The sequence below is a fragment of the Streptomyces lusitanus genome (assembly GCF_042647945.1).
In the GTDB taxonomy this organism is placed as follows: domain Bacteria; phylum Actinomycetota; class Actinomycetes; order Streptomycetales; family Streptomycetaceae; genus Streptomyces; species Streptomyces pseudogriseolus.
The window spans coordinates 223,711-243,126 of sequence record NZ_JBHRWL010000006.1 but is presented as its reverse complement, the minus strand read 5'-3'; the positions used below and the strand labels follow the sequence as shown (position 1 = coordinate 243,126).

Sequence of the window (19,416 nt, the reverse complement as noted above, 5' to 3'; positions counted from 1 at the left end):
GGTCACGACCGCCGCCTCAGCGTGTCGTCGACCTCGCCCGCCTCGGACGCGGCGCGCAGCACGGCGAGCCGGGTGAACCGCTGCTCGAAAGCCTCCCGGGTGAGGCCGTGCGCCCGGTAGGCGTCGGCGAGTTCCAGCGCGCCGCGCTTCACCGACCACTCGCACGCGAAGCCCGGGACCGCCTCGCGGAAGCGGGAGAAGTCCACCCGGTAGGAACGCGGATCCGCCCCCGTCTCCCCGGTGATGACCACCTTGGAGCCGTCCACCGCGTCCGCGACCTGCTGGGCGATCTCCGCGACCGTGACGTTGTTGGTCTCGCTGCCGATGTTGAACGCCCGGTCGTGCACCGCCTCACGCGGCGCCTGAAGGGCGGCCGTGAACGCCCGCGCGATGTCCGCGGCGTGCACCAGCGGGCGCCACGGCGTGCCGTCGGACAGCACCAGCACCTCGCCGGACAGCAAGGCGTGCCCCACCAGGTTGTTCAGCACGATGTCGGCGCGCAGCCGCGGCGAGTACCCGAAGGCGGTCGCGTTGCGCATGTAGACCGGGCTGAAGTCGTCGTCGGCCAGCTCGTGCAGGTCGTCCTCGACCCGCACCTTGGACTCGGCGTACGGCGTCACCGGGCGCAGCGGGGCGTCCTCGGCCACCAGGTCGTCGCCGCCCGCCGCGCCGTAGACCGAGCAGGTCGAGGCGTACAGGAAGCGGCGCACGCCCGCGTCCTGGGCCAGCTTCGCCAGCCGCACGGACGCGTGGTGGTTGATGTCGTAGGTGAGTTCCGGCGCCAGCGCCCCCAGCGGGTCGTTGGACAGGGCGGCCAGGTGGATCACGGCGTCCACCCCGGCCACGTGGTCGGCCGTGACGTCCCGCAGGTCCACCCGCGTCCCCGGAGGGTCCGCGGGCCTCGGCCCCAGCACGCAGTCGGCGAACAGGCCGGCGTCCAGCCCGACGACCTCGTGTCCGGCGGCCGTGAGCACCGGGGCCATCACGGTGCCCAGATAGCCCTGGTGTCCGGTGAGCAGTACGCGCAAGGTTTCAACCCCCCAGGTCGACAGTCAGTTTGGTGACGGCGAACGCCTCGGCGTACCGGGCGTTGCTCTCGATGCCGCGGATCCGGGCCAGCCCGAGGAAGGCCTCCCGGTCGTACCACGGCCGGTGCCGCTGCGAGGGATAGTGCTCCTGCAGCAGCCGCACCTTGTCCTCGGCCGTGTCCGGGGCCAGCGGCTGGTACACCACCGGACGGCCCAGGTCCCCGTCCCACTTGACGATCTCGTAGCCGAGCACGAGATGGTCGCGGAACGCGGTCGTCATCAGCTTCGCCACGCCCCGGTGGTCCTGGTGCGCGTCCTCGGTGCGCGGGGCGAGCACCAGGTCGGGCTCGGTGAGGGCACGCAGCTCCTCGACCGCGGCCTTGGCCTCCGCCCAGTGCGCGGGCAGCCGCCCGTCGGGCAGCTTTTCCACGGTCAGCCGCACGTCGGCACCGGGGCAGAAGGCGGCGAGCGCCTCCTGCTCCTCCTGCTCGCGTTCCGTGCCGCCGCCGGACAGCACCAGCGCGTCGACCCTGAGGCCCGGGTGGGCCCGGCACAGGGTCAGCAGGGTCCCGCCGGCGCCGATGGCGATGTCGTCGCAGTGCGCGCCCACCGCGACGACCCGCTCCAGACGCCCGGTTCTCAGCCGGATCACGCGCTCACCCCCGTCCCCGCACGCTCCCGCTCCCACACCGCCCACGGCCGGTCCCCCCTGGCGTAGGCCTCGTCCAGCGCCGCGCGTTCCTTCACGGTGTCGGTCGGCTTCCAGAAACCGCGATGCCGGTGCGCAACGAGCCTTCCCCGCTTGGCCAGTTGGGCACACCCGTCGGCGACGAGATCTCCGTTCTCGGGGATGTGGTCGAAGATCTCCTGGCGCAGCACGAAGTAGCCGCCGTTCTCCCACAGCGGCAGGTCGCTCACCGGGGTGATGCCGCCCACCAGGCCGTCCTGGCCCAGCTCCACGCAGTGGAACGACGACTGCGGCGGCACCACCATCATCGACGCGCCCGCGTCCCGGCGGGAGAACCGGTCGATCATCTCCGGCAGCGGGGCGTCGGTGAGCACGTCCGCGTAGTTGGCGAGGAACATCTCGTCGCCGTCCAGATGGTGCCGCACCCGGCGCAGCCGCTCCCCGATCGGCGACTCGATGCCGGTCTGCGCGAAGGTGATGGTCCAGTCGGCGATGTCGGTGGTCAGCAGCTCGGTGCGGCCGCCGCGCAGCACGAAGTCGTTGGAGACGGTCTCCTCGTAGGTGAGGAAGAAGTTCTTGATGTGGTGGGCGCCGTAACCCAGGCACAGGATGAACTCCTTGTGCCCGAAGTGCGCGTAGTAGCGCATCACGTGCCAGATCAGCGGGCGCGGCCCGACCATCGCCATGGGCTTGGGGATGTCGTCGTTCGCCCCGGCGCGCATGCGCAGCCCGTAACCGCCGCAGAACAGTACGACCTTCATCGCTCGACCTCGACAATGCTCAGTTCCGGGATGGGGAAGACCAGCCGGCCGCCCCACTCGTGCACGTACGCCAGCTGCTCGGCCAGCTCGGCGCGCAGGTTCCAGGGCAGCACCAGCACGTAGTCCGGCCGGTCGGCGGCGATCCGGTCCGGCGGCAGGATCGGGATGCGCGTGCCCGGCGTGTACCGGCCGTGCTTGTACGGGTTGCGGTCCACCGTGTACGGCAGCAGGTCGGGCCGGATCCCGCAGTGGTTGAGCAGCGTGTTGCCCTTGCCCGGCGCGCCGTACCCGACGACCGTCTCGCCGCGCTCGGCCGCGTCGACCAGGAACCGCAGCAGGTCCCGGCGCACCTTGGCGACCCGGGCGGAGAACTCGGTGTACCCGGACAGCTCCTGGAGCCCGGCGGCCTTCTCCCGGGCCAGCACGTCCGCCACCCGCCGGCTCGGCTCGCCGGCCGCCTCCTCGGGCCGGGCCCACAGCCGCAGCGAACCGCCGTGCGTGGGCAGCAGCTCCACGTCCACCAGGGCAAGCCCGCCGCTCGCCAGGGCCCGGATCGCGGAGGCGACCGTGTAGTACTGGAAGTGCTCGTGGTAGATCGTGTCGTACTGGTTCTCCTCGATGAGGGTGAGCAGGTGCTGCACCTCGATCGAGACCCAGCCGTCGTCGGCGACCAGGGCGCGCAGCCCCTTGGTGAAGCCGATGACGTCGGGGATGTGCGCGTACACGTTGTTGGCGACCACCAGGTCGGCGGGGCCGTGCTCGGCGCGCACCGCCGCACCCGTCTCCGGGCTCAGGAACGCGGTGAGCGTGGGCACGCCCGCCTCCCGCGCCGCCGCGCCGACGTTCACCGACGGCTCGACGCCCAGGCAGCGCACCCCCCGCTCCACCACGTGCCGCAGCAGATAGCCGTCGTTGCTCGCCACCTCCACCACGAACGAGTCGGAGCCGAGCGCCAGCCGCGCCGCCGCGTCCTCGACGAAGACGCGCGCGTGCTCCACCCAGGAGGAGGAGTACGACGAGAAGTACGCGTACTCGCTGAACGTCTCCTCCGGCGTGATCAGCGGCGGGAGCTGCGCCAGCCAGCAGTCGGTGCACACCCGCAGATGCAGCGGGTACGTCGGCTCGGGCGCGTCCAGCTGCTCCGCGGCGAGAAAGCTCTCGCACGGCGGTGTCGCCCCCAGGTCGACGACGCTCTCCAGCGCCGTCGAACCGCACAGTCGGCAACGTGTCATCTGCTTCCCCCATCCCGCTCGCGCAGGTCCCCCCGGCGCGAGCCCGTGTGCGTGTCCCCTCGCGACGGGTCCGCCCCGCCGTGTCCCGCGATCGCCGCGCGGTACCCCTCCTCCAGGCGCGCCAGCCCGACCTCGGGGCTGAAGCCCCGCTCGTACCGCAGCCGGGCGGCCCGCCCCATCTCCCGGTTCTCCTCGCTCCCCGTGCCGATCCGGCGCAGCGCGGCGGCCAGCGACGCGGCGTCGTCCGGCCGGTGCAGCAGCCCGGTCACCCCGTCCTCCACCAGCTCGGTGAAGGCGCCGTGCCCGGCGGCGACGGCCGGCACCCCCGCCGCCATCGCCTCCACGACGACCAGGCCGAACGCCTCCTTCCACGTCGACGGGGCCACCACGGCCACCGCCCGCGCGACGGCCTCACGGCACCGCGCCCGGTCGTACAGGCCGACGTAGCGCACGTCGTCCCGGCCCGCCGCCCAGGCCGCCACCTCCGCCTCCAGCGGCCCGGTGCCGGCGACCACCAGCGGCACGCCCACCCCGCCGGCGGCGGCGAGCGCGTCCCACGCGGCCATCAGCAGCCGCACGCCCTTCACCTCGGCGAGCCGGCCCAGATACAGCAGGTGCTCACCGGGGCCGGTGCGGCGCACGTCCGTCTCGGGCACGAAGTTGTGCTTCACCACGAGCCGTCCGGCCGGCATCCCGGCGCCCGCCAGCACGTCGCGCTGCGCCGCCGAGATGCAGAAGAACCGCTCCACGCCCGACCACCAGCGCCGCCGGTTGACCGACAGGCTCACCGCGAGCGGCACCGTCGCGAGCCGGGAGCCGCGGTAGCAGCCGTGCCGGACCGCGGGCAGCGGCGCCCGGCCCACGCACGCGGTGCACGGCGAGCCGTCCCGGTGCAGGGTGCCCGGCGGGCACACCTGGGTGTAGTTGTGCAGCGTGGCGACGGCCGGCACCCCCGCGTCCGCGCAGGCGGCGATCACCGCGGGCGACAGCAGCGGGAAGACGTTGTGCAGGTGCACCACGTCCGGCCGTTCGGCGCGCAGCCGCTCGGCCAGCCGGGTGCGCACCGCCGGGTTCCACGGCACCAGCAGCGGGATCGCCGCCTTCGCAGGCAGCGAGCGGGCGGCGATGTCGTCGCTGCGCCGCTCGAACACCCCGACCCGGTGGCCGGCCTCCCGCAGCAGCGCCACCTCCTGGTCGACGACCTTGTTCTCCCCGCTCGGCTGCGCCGACGCGTAGCGGTTGTGCACCACCATGACGTGCATTCACGCCACCTCCTTGCCGCGGACCGGCCGCGCGACGGTCCGCCGGACGGGTTCCGGCGCCGGCGGACCGGCCCCGGGCGCGGGCGGGTCGGCGGGCGCCGCCAGCAGCGAGGCCGCCAGGGCCAGGTGCAGCAGATAGGGCGAGGCGTCGCCCAGGCCGGCCTCGGTGTACGAGGCGAGCCCGCAGTAGGTGATCAGGAACATCGCGCAGGCCCGCGCGAGCGACGGCGGACGCAGCAGCGCGACCGCGCCCAGCACGAGCACGAAGGCGGCCACCAGCCCCACGCCCAGCAGGCCCTGCTCGTGGTAGACGGCCAGCCAGCTGTTGTCGATGGGCAGCCCGTCGAACGACTTGTCGCCCAGCCCCACCCCGAACAGCCGCTCCGCGCCCGTACGGGGCGCGTCCAGCAGCGCCTCCCACACCTTGGCGCGGCCGGTGAGGGTGGAGAAGTTCTCCTCGGTCTGCCCGCGCAGGAACCACGCCTGGAGCAGCGACCCGAACGCGACCGCCGCGACCGCCGCGATCGCCATCGCCCAGCCGAACCAGCGGCGGGCGGCGGCGCTGGTCAGCACCATCGAGCCGATCGCCACCACCAGACCGGCGAGCAGCCCGACGGTCGCCGTCCGGGTGTGCGTGAGGGCGAGCAGCCCCAGCGACGGCACGATCACCAGCGCGGCGCTCCTGCGGTCGGTGCGGCGGCCCAGCACCAGCAGCACGGCGAGCCCCACGACCACCGCCGCGTACTGCCCGATCTGCGGCGGCGTCAGCGGCCACAGCGCGCCCACGAGCCGGCCGCCGTAGAGGTCGGGCAGGGCGGCCCCCGGCGACAGCAGCAGACCGGCGGCCACCGAGCACAGCACCAGGAAGTACCAGCGGATGTGGTACCGCACGAACGTGGTGGAGCCGTCCCACCAGCGGCTGACCAGCCACAGCGTGGTGACGAACACCGCGAACCTGCCGCACCGGAACAGCGCCCCGAACCCGGCGCTCAGATCCACGCTGGAGATCAGGCTCGGCACCAGCAGCAGGCTGAGCAGCAGCAGGAACGCGCTCGCCCGCACCCGCAGCCGCAGGTTGACGGCGAGCGCCAGCACGAACGCGGCGACCAGCGCGCCCATCGTGACCATCTGGATCAGCGACCGGGGCAGCGGCACGATCGTCTCCGCGCCCGTGGAGCCGAGGGTGTTGAGGACCAGCAGCCCCCACACCGCCTGGACCGTCCTCGGCGTGTGCTCCACCCGCACGTCAACCACCGTCCCCGGCGCGGTAGGTGCTGCCCGCGTCCTGCCGGTACGGCGCGCCCCGCCACTCCTGGAAGTCCAGCTCCCCGCTCGGGTCGTGCGCGACGAACGTCCACGGCCCCTCGTAGACGTTGTCCCGCCAGCGGTTGTGCTGCTTCAGCGTGATCGCGTCGGCGACCTTCTCGCCCATGTACGGCGACCAGTCCGGATAGGTGCCGTAGTTGGCGAGCACCGCCATGCGGTCGCACATCGACGTGCAGTCCATCGCCGACTTGTCCAGCAGGAACCGGTTGTCGTGGATGTCCACCCGCTGGGTCCGCCACCGGCAGTCGGCGTACAGCGGCGCGGAGGCGATGCCCGGCCGGGCACAGCGGTCGATGTCCTCGACGAGCAGCGTGCAGTCGGCCGAGGAGGTGTTGGCGGGGCTGTTGCAGAACCGGTCGGCGTTCTCCCACAGGGTGATCGCGTTCCAGTTGTCCTCGAAGAGGTTCCCGGAGATCTCCAGCGTGTCGGTGCGGGCCTTCACGCGGGGCTCGCCGCCGGACTCCGAGATGTAGACGGTGGCGAACGGGAAGGTGTCGCCGCGCTCGGCGTACCGCCTGCCCTCGACCCAGTTGTTCCGCCGGATCGTGTTGTCGCGGATCACCGCGTTGTAACTGGTCTCGTACATCAGGGCGGCGCCGTCGTTGTCCTCCAGGACGTTGCCCTCGATCAGGAAGTCGTTGTTGTTGGTGTCCGCCCACAGGCCGGTGCCCCGGTTGTCGTGCACCCAGTTGCCGCGCACGTCCGCGCCGTCGACGGCCCAGAACTTGACGCCCCCGGTGCAGCCGCAGCCCGGCCGCTTCCGCTCCCAGTCGTGCCGGTTGTTGCCGGTGATCTCGTTGCCCTCCAGCACCAGGTCGCGCAGCGGCCCCGACCCCTTGTAGGCGTTCATGCCGTACTGGCCGTTGCCGCGCAGGCAGCTCGCCCGCACCTGCTGGCCCGACCCGGCCATCAGTCCGGCGCCGGAGTTGTACTGGATCCGGGAGTGCTCGACGACCCAGCCGTCGGCCGAGTCGTGGTTGACCACGCCCTCGTCGTGCGGCGCGACGAACCCCTGCACGGTCAGGTGCCGGACGGTCACGTCGCTCGCGCCGCCGCCGAAGGCGTACTGGTTCGTCCGCCGGCCGTCGAGCACCGCGCCGGGCGCGCCGATGTAGGTGTCGCCGTCCTTGGGCTCCACCTGGGCGTACCGGTCGTCGGCCAGCCGGTGCCTGCCGGGCTTCAGCCAGAACGTGGTGCCGGCCGGGTGGGAGTCGGTCTTCGCGGAGAGGTCGCCGGGCACGGACGGGTCCACGGTCACCGCGCCGGACGGCGCCTTCGCCGGTCCCGGCTCGGGCTTCTCGCACACCCGGGCCACGGCCCGCGGCGCCCCGCCGGTGTCCTCCGGCTGCGTCCGGGCGTCCGGCCGCGACCGCCCGTCCGGCGTGTCCGCCGGCTCGGGATCGCTCTCGCAGCCGGCGGTCGCCACCAGCGCCAGCACCAGCCCGGCCGCGGACGCCCAGCGCCGCCACCGGCGCACGCGTCCTCCTCCACGCAGACCCATCGCAGCCCCCTAGCCGTCGAACCCGAGAACGGTGGTGAACTCGGCCGTCCCGTCGACGGATCCGCTGCCGACCAGCGTGGTGCTCGGCACCTTGCGCCCGAACCCGGGGGAGTACCAGCCCAGCGGCGGCCCCGTCTCCCCGCGGTGCGCCCGCCAGGTGAGCCCGGCCGGCAGGTCGAGCACCGCCGAGCGGTCCTCACCGTCCCGCGTCCAGGTGAGCCGCGCCCGGTTCCCCGCCAGCTCCGCCGTCACCGACGGACCGAGATGGAACGCCAGCCGCACCTCCCGGCGGTCGCCGCTCACCGAGTCGACCACCCGCACCTCGCCCCTGTCCCTGGCGACCTCCACCTGCCGCCGGTGGGTCAGCGGGCGGTAGCCGTCGTGTTCGGCGACCCAGCGCGCCGCCTTCTCCCCGCCGGCGTCCACCGCCAGCACCCGCGTCACGGCGTGCCGCGTCCACAGGAACGGGCCGCCGGACACCGACTGGTCCCGGCCGCCCGCCTCGAGCGTGTTGTGGCCGAGCGTGGACCGGAAGTAGCTCCGCCACTCCGGCCGGCCGTGGTAGCAGTACGTGCCGGGGTCGGCCAGCACGTCCACCCCGTCGTGCCGCACCTCCACGGACAGCGCGTCCGCGTGGGCGTGCGCGGCGATCGACAGGAAGCCGTGCGGTCCGCCGTCGCAGCGGCACCAGATCTCCCCGGGCCCCCGCAGCACGGTGAGCCCCGCGTCCGCGAAGTGCGCGGGCCGGCTCTCCGGACGGGCCACGCCCGCGCCGTACGGCGTGACCAGCGACGCGAGCAGCGGGGTGCGGACGTCGGCGCCCGGCACCTCGGGCCACCAGGCGCGCCGGCCGAACACCGCCTCCCCGGTGGCCAGCAGCGACCCCCAGCGGTCGGTGTCCGGGCCGTCCAGCACCAGCCCGTACCCGTCGTCCGCGTCCCCCTGACGCGGCGGGCGCAGCCGGTTGTCGACGACGGCCGCGAGCGCGTCCGTCATCCGCAGCAGCACCAGCCGCGTCGTCGGCGGGACGGACAGGCCCGCGGCGTCCGCCTCGGCGAGCGCGGCCAGGCCCAGCTCCAGCACCAGCCCGTGGTACTCGCTCGCCAGCTCCCGGTTGATCCCCGACAGGAAGGTGTTGGCGCGCAAGTGCCGGTCCAGGTCGCGCAGCGCGTCCGCCCGCCACCGCGGCGAGTACGGGAACCAGCCGAACGCGCAGGACGCGGCGAGCTGCCCGGCGGCCTCGGCGACCGCGTGGTTGTTCGCCGACGACCCCCGGCTGGGGAACGCGGCCAGCCAGCGCTGGTGGTGCCAGATCTGGTCCAGCGCCGCAGGGTTCTCCTCGAACAACGCGGGCGCGCCCGCCCAGCCGTCCAGCAGCCGCCGGACCCACACCCACGACAGCAGCCGGATGCCCAGCTCGATGCCGCTCACCCAGTGCGCGCCCCGCAGCGGCGGGTTGGCCTCCCACCACGACCGCAGATGCGCGGCCGCCCGCTCCGCGTACCGGTCGTTCCCGGTGAGCGCGTACGCGGCGGCCAGCACGGTCAGGTACTGGTGCCGGGACGGCTCCCAGATCTGCTTGATGTCGCCGACCGCATCCTCGTCCCGGTACGGCACGTCGAAGGCGTGGTCCAGCGGGGCGCGGCGCCCGGTCCTCGGGTCCCACTGCCAGTCCGGGTCCGCCATGTCGTCGCGGACCACCCCGAAGAACTCGGCCCGCCCCGCCATCAGCCGGTCCGCCTCGGCCACCAGACGCTTCACCGCGTCCGGCGCCACCGCGGCGAGCGCGCCCTCGGGCAGCACGGCCGTGAACCGGACGCCCGTCACCGGCGGCCGCTCCGGCGGCGCCGACCGCCAGCGCCGGCGGCGCACCGCGTCGGCCGCCCGGCCGCCGGCCTCCCGCGGCCCCATCCGGGACAGCCGCCGCAGGTACCACCCTGCGCCCATGCTCATCGCGCCCCCGCCAGGGTGACCGGGACACCGCTCGCCAGCGCCGTGCGCACGGCGAGCGTGGCCGTCGTCGTCGCGGCCAGCGACTCCAGCGGCACCGGCATCGGCCCGCCGGTCCGCACGGCCTTCACGAACGCCGCCAGCTCGGCGTTCTGCCCCTTGTCCCGCGCCTTCGGCAGCCGCGAGCCGACCCACTGCCGGCGCCGCCCGTCGTGCACGGCGGCCCGCACGAAGTCGTCGAGGCGCAGCACCTTGTTGTCCGCGATGAGGTCCAGCGTCTCCTTCGGGAAGGACGCCGGACCCGAGGTGACGTAGCTGATCGTGGCCGTGGACCCGTCCGGGTAGCCCAGCACGATCTGGAGGTCCTCGCCGCCGGCCGGGGCGGCCGCGTACACCGACACCGGGTCGGCGTCCAGGAGCCAGCTCGCGGTGTCGACGAAGTGCCCGCCCTCCCCGGCGAACCGCGACCCCTCGGTGTCCTGGCGCAGATACCAGCTGCCGTGCTCCAGCCGGCCCGCGTTGACCAGGTAGCGCAGGCTCGCCGGGCCGCCGCGGACGCCGAACCGCTCCTTGGCCTCCCGCAGCAGCGGCGCGAACCGGCGGTTGAAGCCCACCTGGATCCGGTCGTTGCCGGACTCCTCCACCGCCGCCAGCACCCCGGCCAGCTCCTCCTCGGTGAGCGCCAGCGGCTTCTCCACGAACACCGCCTTGCCCGCGAGCAGCGCCCGGCGGGTCAGCTCGGCGTGCGAGCTGTGCCGGGTCACCACGAACACCGCGTCCACGGCCGGGTCGCCGAGCACCGCGTCCAGGTCGGTGGTGGCCTTGCCGAAGCCGAACTTGCGCTGGGCGTTGGCCGCGGACAGCGCCGTGGTGGTGACCACCGTGGACAGCTCCACGCCGTCGCGCCCGGTCAGATGCGGCAGCAGCATCGACGACGCGTAGTTCCCCGCGCCGACGAACGCCAGCCGCACCGGGCCGGAGCGCCGCGCGGGAGCCGTCCGGCCGGACGGCCGCGGTACCTCGGGCACGCGGGGCACCGTCACCTCCGGCGCCTCGACGACGGGCGCGTCGTTGTCGGGCGCAGGCGCGTACCGGAACAGCACCGCCACCGCCTTGAGTTCGCCCTCCTCCAGCCGCCGGTAGGTCTCCACGGCGTCCTCGAAGCCGGCGACGTGCGACACCAGCGGCTCCACGTCGACGCTCCCCCGGGCGATCAGGTCGAGGAAGCACGCCAGGTTGCGGCGCTCGGTCCAGCGGACGTAGCCGATCGGGTAGTCCCGGCCCTGGAGTTCGTACTCCGGGTCGTAGCGCCCGGGCCCGTAGCTGCGGGAGAAGCGGACGTCGAGTTCCTTCTCGTAGTACGCGTTCCACGGCAGGTCGAGCCGGCACTTGCCGATGTCGATCACCCGGCCGCGGTCCCGGCACAGCCGCGCGGCCAGCTCCACCGGCTGGTTGCTGCTCCCGCCGGCCGCCAGATACACCTGGTCCACGCCCATGCCGCCGGTGAGTTCGGCGACCGCGCTCTCCACACTCGCCGAGCCCGGGTCGCCGCAGGCCACCGCGCCCAGCCGCTCCGCCAGCTCGCAGCGCGCCGGGTCCGGATCCACCCCGACCACCCGCACCCCGGAAGCGTTCAGCAGCTGCGTCACCAACTGCCCGATCAGGCCCAGCCCGATCACCAGGGCCACCTCGCCGAGCCGCGACTCGCCCTGCCGCACACCCTGCAACGCGATCGACCCGACCGTGCCGAACGCCGCGTGCCGCGCCGCGACCCCGTCCGGTACCGGGACGTACAGGTTCTTCGGCACCCAGTTCAACTCGGCGTGCAGCGCGTGCTCGTTGCCCGCGCACGCCACCAGGTCGCCCACCTTCACGTCGTCGATCCCGGCGCCGACCTGCTCCACCACCCCGCACAGCGAATAGCCCAGCGGCGTGTACGAGTCGAGCTTGCCCATCACCTTGCGGTACGTGGCGGGCACCCCGTTGGTGGCGACGCTCTGCACGACCTTCGCCACCTGGTCGGGACGCGACCGCGCCTTGCCCAGCATCGACATGCCGGCCTCGGACACCTTCATCAGCTCGGTGCCGGTGGAGATCAGCGAGAAGGCGCTGCGCACCAGCACCCCGCCCGGCTTGCAGCCCGGCACCGGCACGTCGAGCAGCGCCAGCTCACCGCTCTTGTAGTTCTGCACTACCTGCTTCACGAAAGTTCCTCTTGTCTCTACGCCGTCGAGGTGGGGGAGTCGTGGCCGGCCCTGGAGGTCGCGTCGCGGTACCAGTGCTCGAGGGTCAGCACGTGCCAGAGATGCTTGGAGTGGTCCCGCTGCCCGGCCGCGTCCTCGGCGACCATGCGCGCCAGCGCCTCCCGGCGCAGGAAGCCGGAGCGGACCAGCAGCCCGTCGTCCACCACCTCCCGCACCAGGGGTGCGAGATCCCGGCTCATCCAGGCCCGCAGCGGGGCGCTGAACAGGCCCTTGGGCCGGTACACGATCTCCTTCGGCAGCACCGTCGTGGCGGCCTCCTTCAGCACCGCCTTGCCCTGCCGCCCCGCGATCTTCCGCGCGCCGGGCACCGCGAACGCCGCCCTGACCACCTCGACGTCCACGTACGGCACCCGCACCTCCGTCGACGCGGCCATGCTCGACCGGTCGGTGTAGGCGAGGTTGAGGCCCGGCAGGAACATCCGGGCGTCCGCCAGGCACATGCGGTTCACGAAGTCGTCGAGGGCGTTGTCGTGGTAGACGTCCGCGTGCTCGGTCAGCACGTCGTCCACCGCCGGGGCCAGGTCCGGGTCGAGCAGCCCGATCAGCTCCTCCCGGTCGTACAGGGTGTAGCTGCGGCGGAACGCGGTCTCCTCCGGCAGGCCGGCGAAGGTCAGGAACCGCTTGGCGAACCGCACCGAGCGCAGCCCGCGCCGGCGGGTGGCGACCGGCAGCCGGTCCACGGCCGCGGCCACCGAGTGCCGCACCGGCCCCGGCACCCGCCGGTAGCGCACCGCGATCAGGTTCGCCAGGTGCTTGCGGTACCCGGCGAACAGCTCGTCGGCGCCCATCCCCGACAGCATCACCTTCACCCCGGCCTCCCGGGCGGCCGAGCAGATCAGGAAAGTGTTGATCGCCGCCGGGTCGCCGACCGGCTCGTCCAGGTGGTACGTCATCCGCGGCAGCAGCTCCTGCACGTCCGGGGCGATCTCGATCTCCCGCAGATTCACCCCGAACCGCTCCGCCACCCGGCGGGCGTAGCGCAGGTCGTCCGGCATCGCCTCGAACCGCGCGTCCTCGGCCCGGAACCCGATCGTGTACGCGGGGACGCCGGGCCGGTCGCGGGCCGCCAGCGCGGTCAGATAGCTGGAGTCCAGACCGCCGGACAGGAACGTCGCCACCGGCACGTCGGACAGCAGATGGCGCCGCGTCGACTCCTCCACCACGGCCGCCAGGTCCGGCACGTCCCCGGACCGCGCCCGCTCCTGCCCCTCGGCGGCGACCTCCCGCAGATCCCAGAACCGCCCGCGCCGCACCGAGCCGTCCGGGCGGCACGACAGCCAGGTCCCCGGCGGCAGCTTCTCCGCCCCCCGGAACGCGCACCGCGAGTCCGGCACCCAGTAGTACAGCAGCGAGGCGACCAGCGCCGCCGGGTCCACCTCCAGCGACCCGCCGGTCACCGCCGCGAGCGCCTTCAGCTCCGAGGCGAATACCAGCCCCTCGCCGCGCCGCAGCAGGAACAGCGGCTTGATGCCCAACTGGTCGCGTGCCAGCACCAGTTCACCGGTCCGCTCGTCGAAGATCCCGAACGCGAACATGCCGCGCAGCCGGGGCAGACAGTCCGTGCCCCAGCGCCGCCACGCCTGAAGCAGCACCTCGGTGTCCGAGGTGCCCCGGAACCGCACCCCTGCGCCCTCCAGTTCGGCCCGCAGCTCCGGCGCGTTGTACAGCTCGCCGTTGTACGTCAGGGCCAGACCGTCCGACACCATCGGCTGGGCGCCGGTGCCGGACAGGTCGAGGATGGCCAGCCTGCGGTGCCCGAGGTGCACCTCGCCGTCGCCCAGCGAGTGGGCGTACGTCCCGGACCCGTCCGGGCCGCGGTGGGCGAGGGTCTCGGTGAGCCGGTCGGTGACCGCCTTGCCGTCCGGCCACCGGTACGTGCCTGCGATGCCGCACATGAGCTACCGCGCCTCCTGGTCGCTGTCCGGGACCCGCGCCGCCCACATCGGCAGCCGTTCCGTGCGCCGCGGCGTGTCGGCCACGGCCTGCACGGCGTGCGATCCGCTCCCGCCGTTCTGCCGGGCCGGCCGTCCCTCGCGGACCCGCGGCACCGGGAACGGCCCGTCCCACAGCGTCCCGTCCGTCCGGTCCCGCGGATCCGGGTCGACCAGCACCACGCCCGCCACCTCCACACGCCGGTCGGCGAGCTGCCGCGCCACGGTGTGCAGCCACGCCGTGGTGCCGTGCCCGGCGGACACCACCAGCACCGCCCGGCCTGCCAGGTCGGCGAGGTCGGACCAGGCCGCGCCGGGCGCCACCGAGGCCACGCCGATCCGGCGCCGGTCGGACGGCAGGGCCGCCGCCCGCTCCACCCCGACCACCTCCGGGTCGCCCGGCTTCGCCCGGCGTCCGGCCGGGCCGTGCCGGGGCAGGGCGTCCACCACGACCACCGGCTCGTCCGCCCCCAGCGTCCGCGCCAGGTCCAGGGCGATCACGCCCGCCCCGCGCGCACAGCCCAGCTCCAGCAGCGCCAGCGGCTCCGAGGAGCCGCGCACCGTACGGGCCAGGGACGAGGTGAGCCGGGTCCGCGCCGCGCGCCTGCGCCTGCGCCGCCCCGGCAGGCCGCGCCGCAGCGCGGACCGCGGCAGCTCGGCGGTGACCGAGGCGCCCAGGTGCCGCGCGATGTCCCGGCGCAGCACAGGGCGGTCGCCCACCACCGAGGCGACCGCGGCGACCACGAGGCCCAGCACCAGGCCGAGGACCAGCCCGATGCCGCCGTTGGTGGCGACGGCCCGGGGCAGCGAGTGCTTCACGGTGTGCGGGGCGTCCACGATCTGCGTGCCCGCGATCAGCCGGGGCGTGCCCACCCGGGCCTCCGCGGCCCGCTGCGAGAAGTCGCTGATCCGGGAGCTGAGTTCGGCGCGGCGGGCGAACAGCGTCTCCAGGTTCGCGGACTCCTCCGGGCTGCCCTCCGGCGGCCCGTCGCCGATCGCCTTGTTCACCTCGTCGAGTTCCTTCTGCATGCGGTCGCGCTGCGCGAGCAGCGTCGAGGCGTCGGCGGCCGCGGCCTGCTTGATCCGCCGCACGTGGTCCGCGACGAACGCCTCGGCCACCGCGTCGGCGCGTGCCACCGCCTCCTCGCCGGTCTCGCCCGTGGCCTTGATCTCCAGCAGGTTGTTGGTCAGTCCCGCGCCCTCGTAGTCCTCCATGAAGTCCTCGGCGCTCTCCGAGGAGCCGAGGGACTCCAGCGCCGCGTCGGCGATCCGCGTGGTGTGCAGCAGCGCCACGTCGGTGCGGATCAGCGTGCCGGGGTCGTTCGGCTGGTCGTCCTGGTGCGCGACCAGCACCTTGGTCACGGCGGTCGGCGGCGGGGGCAGCAGCACCGCCACCGCCACCCCGATCAGCAGCCCCAGCAGCGCCAGGCAGCTCCACAGGCGGCGGCGTCTGCGCACCGACACCACCAGGGCCTGGAGATCCAGCAGGGGAGCGGCGGCCACCGGCTCCGCTGTCGTACTCGTCATCGCGCACCTCCCCGCGCGCCGTCGCCGAGGGCGAGCGCCGGGGCGGCGGCCTCCCGCGGCGGGCCGGCGGACCGCGCCGGACGGGTCCGGACCGCGTCGGCCAGGACGATGCCGACGACGTCGTGGCCCGCGTCCGCGCACGCCTCGGCGACACCGGCCAGTTCGGCGGCGGTGCGGGTGCCCGCGCCCAGTACGACCAGGACCCCGGACTCCTCCTCACGGTCGGGCACCAGCGGCGCCTCGGCGGAGACCTCCGTCACTCGCAGCAGCGGGTCGCCCCCGGCCTCCTCCGCCAGCCGTTCGGCGGCCCGCAGGGCGACGGCGTCGTCGTCGGCCACGACGAGCAGCAGCCGCCGCGCGCCCGGCGCCAGCTCGCGGATCCGGCCGACCACCCGCCGGTACCGGATGCCCAGGCTCGCCTCGTCCCCGGCGGTGGGCGGGGACGGCGCGTTCCAGGGCGTGTCGACGCCCAGCAGCCGGCGGACCCGCTGCCGCGCCCCGCCGCCCTCCGGCCGCAGCGCGCCCCGCCGCGCGGCCACGTCGACGCCGCCCAGCAGCCCGGACCCGAGCGCGGCGGCGATCTCCCGCTCGGAGCGCAGTCGGCGGTTCACCCGCGCCGAGGTGAGATGCCCGACGACCGCCAGCAGGAAGAACAACACCGCCCCGGCGGCGATCAGCTGCACCCGGGTGGGCGGGGCCTCGCCGGACGGCTCGGCCGCCGGACCCATGACGACCAGCCGGGAGCCGGCCGCGTTCGAACCGGCCTGGTCCAGCTTGCCGATCGCCTCCTGGAGCGCGGTGCGCAGCTTCGCCAGCTCGGTGCGGGTCTGCACGCTCTCCACGGTCCGGCCGGGGTCGGCGGAGTCGGCCAGCTCGGTGATGCGGCGGCTGGTGGTGAGCACCATCTGCCGCAGCTGGTCGGGGCCGGCCGCCGCCGTCGGGTCGGCGGTGTCGTCGACGATCCGCGCGGAGAACGCCACGAACTGCCGCGCCAGTTCGTCGGCGAGCCGCCGGGCCTTCGCGGGGCTCTCGGCGGTGCCGGAGATCTTGATGATGTTGCCGTCGGTGACCTGGGCGCGCACCCGCTCGCGCAGCTCCTCGCCGTCGACCCCGGCCCAGCGGAGCTCGGCGGCCGTGCGGTCGGTCACCACCGTGCTGGTGGCGATCTCCGCCTGGGTCAGCAGCACACGCTCCTCCCAGGCGCCCGGCAGCAGCACCGACGCCGACGTGGTGAAGCGCGGCGGGAACACCAGGGAGACGCCGAAGCCGGCCAGCGCCCCCAGCACGACGAGGACCGTCAGCAGCCTGCCGCGCCTGCGGAGCATCCGCCCGATGGTGACCAGGCGTATCGCGTCATCGCTCAAGGGACGTGCCTTCTTCCCGCCCGCTCCGGGCCGCCGCCGCGTCCGCGCCGCCCCCGACGGCGGCCTCGTAGGCGGCCAGCAGCGCCGCCTGCGAATTGCGCCAGGCCAGCGGGCCGTTGATCCGTTCCTGCCCGAACTTCCCCATCCGGGCACGCTGTTCGGGGTCGTCCAGCAACTGGGCGACGAGCCGGGCGAACTCGAGCTCGTCGTCGCCCGCCGCGTACACGGCGGCCTCGCCGGCGGAGACCCGCGCCTCCTTCAGGTCGAAGGAGACGATCGGCCGGCCCATGACCATGTACTCCAGGACCTTGTTCATGGTCGACACGTCGTTGAGCGGGTTGCACGGGTCGGGGGAGAGGCACACGTCAGCGGAGGACAGCCAGCGCACCAGGTCGGCGTCCGGGACGCGTCCGGTGAACTCCACCTGGTCCGCGAGCCCCAGCTCCCGGGAGAGCTCCACCATCGCGTCGAAGGTGTCGCCCGCGCCGACGAACACCGCGTGCCAGTCGGTGCGGCCCAGCTCGTCGCGCAGCTTCGCCAGCGCCCGCAGCGCGTAGTCGACGCCGTCCTGCGGGCCCATCACGCCCAGGTAGCACAGCAGATGGGGCTTGCCGCGCCTCAGTTCCGGCTCCGGCTCCACCGGGCGGAACCGCTCGGTGTCCGGCGCGCTGCGCACCACGAACACGTCCTCGGGCCGCCGCCCGCCCCGGCGCACGGCGACGTCCTTGTAGCTCTCGTTGGTGGCGAGCACCACGTCCGCCGCCCGGTACGTCATCCGCTCCAGCGCGCACACCCCCCGGTGGAGCAGGTCCTTGCCCCGGCCGAACCGGGACAGGTACAGCTCCGGCACCAGGTCGTGCTGGTCGAAGACGAATCTCGCCCCCTGCCGCTTCAGCCGCAGCGCGGGCAGGAACAGCAGGTCCGGCGGGTTGCAGGCGTGCACCACGTCGACCGGGCCGACCTTGCGGGCCAGCCGGGCGGTGTGCCACAGCGCGGCGCCGTACTCCTTCAGGTAGCCGGCCGGTCCTCCGGTGGCCGCGCGCAGCGGGTAGCGGTGGATCCGCACCCCCTCGATCACGGCCTCCGGCTCCGTGTCCCGCTTCGTGCCCTGCGGGCAGATGACATCGACCTCCCAGCCCGCGTCGCGCAGCGTCCGGCACTCCTGCCACACCCGCCGGTCGAACGGCACCGACAGGTTCTCCACGAGGATCAGCGCGCGGCGGCCCCGCACGCCCTTCGGCTCACCAAGCAAGGCCCACGTACCCGGGTTCGGCCCGGCGCGCGTCGGCGTCGGGGAGGCGGACGAGATCGACGATCACGGGGCCGTCGCCGTGCGGCAGCGCCGCCAGCACGGCCGGGTCCTTCGTGCCGACCAGGACGACCTCGGCGTGGTCCAGCACGTCCTCGACGGAGTCGGCGAGCAGCTGCGCGAGATGCGGCAGCCGGGTCTCGATGTACTCGCGGTTGGCGCCCAGCAGCCGGGACAGGCTGACGTTGGCGTCGTGGATCTTCAGGTCGTACCCCTTGCCGAAGAGCCGCTCCGCCAGTTCCACCAGCGGGCTCTCACGCAGGTCGTCGGTGCCCGGCTTGAACGACAGCCCGAACAGGCCGACCTTGCGCCTCCCGGTGCGCTCCACCAGCTCCACCGCGCGCTGGAGGTGCTCCTCGTTGGACGGCAGCACATGGGACAGGATCGGCACCGACACGTCGGCCCGGTGCGCGGCGTGCACCAGGCTGCGCAGGTCCTTCGGCAGGCACGAGCCGCCGAAGGCGAAGCCCGGACGCAGGTAGGCGGGGCTGATGTTGAGCTTGCGGTCGGCGAGGAACACGTCCATCACCTGGTGCGAGTCCACCCCGAGCGCCCGGCACACCGCGCCCAGTTCGTTGGCGAAGCCGATCTTCAGCCCGTGGAAGGCGTTGTCCGCGTACTTGATCGCCTCGGCCGTCGGCACCGGCACCCGGAACACCTCGCCGGGCAGGTCCGCGTACAGCGCCGCGACGACGTCGCCGCTCGCCGTGTCGAGCTCGCCGATGACGGTCTTCGGCGGGTCGAAGAAGTCCCGCACGCTGGTGCCCTCGCGCAGGAACTCCGGGTTGACCGCGACCCCGAGGTCGACCCCGGCGGTGCCGCCGACGTGCTTCTCCAGGATCGGCACCAGCAGGCCCAGGCAGGTGCCCGGCAGCATCGTGGAGCGGAACACCACCGTGTGCCGCCCGCCCCGCTCGGCCAGCGCCGCGCCGATCTCCTCGGTGACCCGCTCCAAGTACGTCGTGCACAGGCTGCCGTTGGGCTCCGACGGGGTGCCCACGCAGACCAGGGACACCTCGCTGCCCTCGATCGCCTCCCGCACGTCGGTCGTCGCGCGCAGCGCCCCGCTGCCCACGACCTCGGCGACGACCTCGCCGATCCGTTCCTCGACGACGGGCGCCTTGCCGTCGTTGACCAGGTCCACCTTCACCGGGTTGACGTCCACCCCGATGACCTCGTGACCCATACTGGCCAGGCATGCGGCCGACACGCAGCCCACGTAGCCGAGCCCGAACACGCTGACTCTCATGACCCGTTCCTCCCCCCGGGCAGG

General features: G+C 74.0%; 14 protein-coding genes. All 14 read right to left on the bottom strand.

The window, feature by feature from the left end:
- Positions 1-2: 2 nt before the first annotated feature.
- The 14 genes from ACFOSY_RS10635 to ACFOSY_RS10570 are packed head-to-tail and all read right to left on the bottom strand — an operon-like array spanning position 3 to position 19,392.
- Positions 3-1,028, bottom strand: a complete 1,026-nt coding sequence (locus ACFOSY_RS10635) for an NAD-dependent epimerase/dehydratase family protein (RefSeq protein ID WP_394306504.1) — start codon at positions 1,026-1,028, stop codon at positions 3-5.
- A 4-nt stretch (positions 1,029-1,032) separates the two neighbouring features.
- Entirely contained in the window at positions 1,033-1,680 is a 648-nt protein-coding gene (locus ACFOSY_RS10630) for a PIG-L deacetylase family protein (RefSeq protein ID WP_394306503.1), read from the bottom strand.
- A complete protein-coding gene (locus tag ACFOSY_RS10625; protein ID WP_394306502.1) occupies positions 1,677-2,477 on the bottom strand; it encodes a glucose-1-phosphate cytidylyltransferase in 801 nt (266 codons plus the stop codon). Before ACFOSY_RS10625 ends, ACFOSY_RS10630 begins: the two co-directional genes overlap by 4 nt.
- A complete protein-coding gene (locus ACFOSY_RS10620) occupies positions 2,474-3,709 on the bottom strand; it encodes a class I SAM-dependent methyltransferase (protein ID WP_394306501.1) in 1,236 nt (411 codons plus the stop codon). Before ACFOSY_RS10620 ends, ACFOSY_RS10625 begins: the two co-directional genes overlap by 4 nt.
- Complete coding sequence (locus tag ACFOSY_RS10615) at positions 3,706-4,971, bottom strand: glycosyltransferase (protein ID WP_394306500.1); 1,266 nt, start codon at positions 4,969-4,971, stop codon at positions 3,706-3,708. Before ACFOSY_RS10615 ends, ACFOSY_RS10620 begins: the two co-directional genes overlap by 4 nt.
- Positions 4,972-6,225, bottom strand: a complete 1,254-nt coding sequence (locus tag ACFOSY_RS10610; protein ID WP_394306499.1) for an O-antigen ligase domain-containing protein — start codon at positions 6,223-6,225, stop codon at positions 4,972-4,974.
- Positions 6,218-7,798, bottom strand: coding sequence for a right-handed parallel beta-helix repeat-containing protein (locus tag ACFOSY_RS10605; protein ID WP_394306498.1), 1,581 nt, complete (start codon positions 7,796-7,798; stop codon positions 6,218-6,220). The genes ACFOSY_RS10610 and ACFOSY_RS10605 overlap by 8 nt, the downstream gene beginning before the upstream one ends.
- Positions 7,799-7,807: 9 nt before the next feature.
- Positions 7,808-9,751: a heparinase II/III family protein gene (locus ACFOSY_RS10600; protein ID WP_394306497.1), complete on the bottom strand. Its 1,944-nt coding sequence runs from the start codon at positions 9,749-9,751 to the stop codon at positions 7,808-7,810.
- The gene (locus tag ACFOSY_RS10595; protein WP_394306496.1) at positions 9,748-11,952 is read right to left on the bottom strand and encodes a bi-domain-containing oxidoreductase; all 2,205 of its coding nucleotides are present in this window, start codon (positions 11,950-11,952) and stop codon (positions 9,748-9,750) included. Before ACFOSY_RS10595 ends, ACFOSY_RS10600 begins: the two co-directional genes overlap by 4 nt.
- 17 nt (positions 11,953-11,969) lie before the next feature.
- On the bottom strand, positions 11,970-13,907 hold the full coding sequence (gene asnB, locus ACFOSY_RS10590) for an asparagine synthase (glutamine-hydrolyzing) (protein WP_394306495.1): 1,938 nt from the start codon (positions 13,905-13,907) through the stop codon (positions 11,970-11,972).
- Positions 13,908-13,910: 3 nt separating this feature from the next.
- Positions 13,911-15,470, bottom strand: a complete 1,560-nt coding sequence (locus ACFOSY_RS10585; RefSeq protein WP_394306494.1) for a Wzz/FepE/Etk N-terminal domain-containing protein — start codon at positions 15,468-15,470, stop codon at positions 13,911-13,913.
- Positions 15,467-16,834, bottom strand: coding sequence for a polysaccharide biosynthesis protein (locus ACFOSY_RS10580; RefSeq protein WP_394306493.1), 1,368 nt, complete (start codon positions 16,832-16,834; stop codon positions 15,467-15,469). The genes ACFOSY_RS10585 and ACFOSY_RS10580 overlap by 4 nt, the downstream gene beginning before the upstream one ends.
- Positions 16,824-18,086, bottom strand: coding sequence for a glycosyltransferase family 4 protein (locus ACFOSY_RS10575; protein ID WP_394306492.1), 1,263 nt, complete (start codon positions 18,084-18,086; stop codon positions 16,824-16,826). Before ACFOSY_RS10575 ends, ACFOSY_RS10580 begins: the two co-directional genes overlap by 11 nt.
- The gene (locus tag ACFOSY_RS10570; RefSeq protein WP_394306491.1) at positions 18,076-19,392 is read right to left on the bottom strand and encodes a nucleotide sugar dehydrogenase; all 1,317 of its coding nucleotides are present in this window, start codon (positions 19,390-19,392) and stop codon (positions 18,076-18,078) included. The genes ACFOSY_RS10575 and ACFOSY_RS10570 overlap by 11 nt, the downstream gene beginning before the upstream one ends.
- Between the last annotated feature and the right edge of the window lie 24 nt (positions 19,393-19,416).

Bases quoted from the DNA above. Each gene is read 5' to 3' on its own strand.
- ACFOSY_RS10625 (WP_394306502.1), bottom strand. From the start codon at position 2,477: ATGAAGGTCGTACTGTTCTGCGGCGGTTACGGGCTGCGCATGCGCGCC.
- ACFOSY_RS10620 (WP_394306501.1), bottom strand. From the start codon at position 3,709: ATGACACGTTGCCGACTGTGCGGTTCGACGGCGCTGGAGAGCGTCGTC.
- ACFOSY_RS10615 (WP_394306500.1), bottom strand. From the start codon at position 4,971: ATGCACGTCATGGTGGTGCACAACCGCTACGCGTCGGCGCAGCCGAGC.
- ACFOSY_RS10605 (WP_394306498.1), bottom strand. From the start codon at position 7,798: ATGGGTCTGCGTGGAGGAGGACGCGTGCGCCGGTGGCGGCGCTGGGCG.
- ACFOSY_RS10600 (WP_394306497.1), bottom strand. From the start codon at position 9,751: ATGAGCATGGGCGCAGGGTGGTACCTGCGGCGGCTGTCCCGGATGGGG.
- asnB (WP_394306495.1), bottom strand. From the start codon at position 13,907: ATGTGCGGCATCGCAGGCACGTACCGGTGGCCGGACGGCAAGGCGGTC.
- ACFOSY_RS10585 (WP_394306494.1), bottom strand. From the start codon at position 15,470: ATGACGAGTACGACAGCGGAGCCGGTGGCCGCCGCTCCCCTGCTGGAT.
- ACFOSY_RS10570 (WP_394306491.1), bottom strand. From the start codon at position 19,392: ATGAGAGTCAGCGTGTTCGGGCTCGGCTACGTGGGCTGCGTGTCGGCC.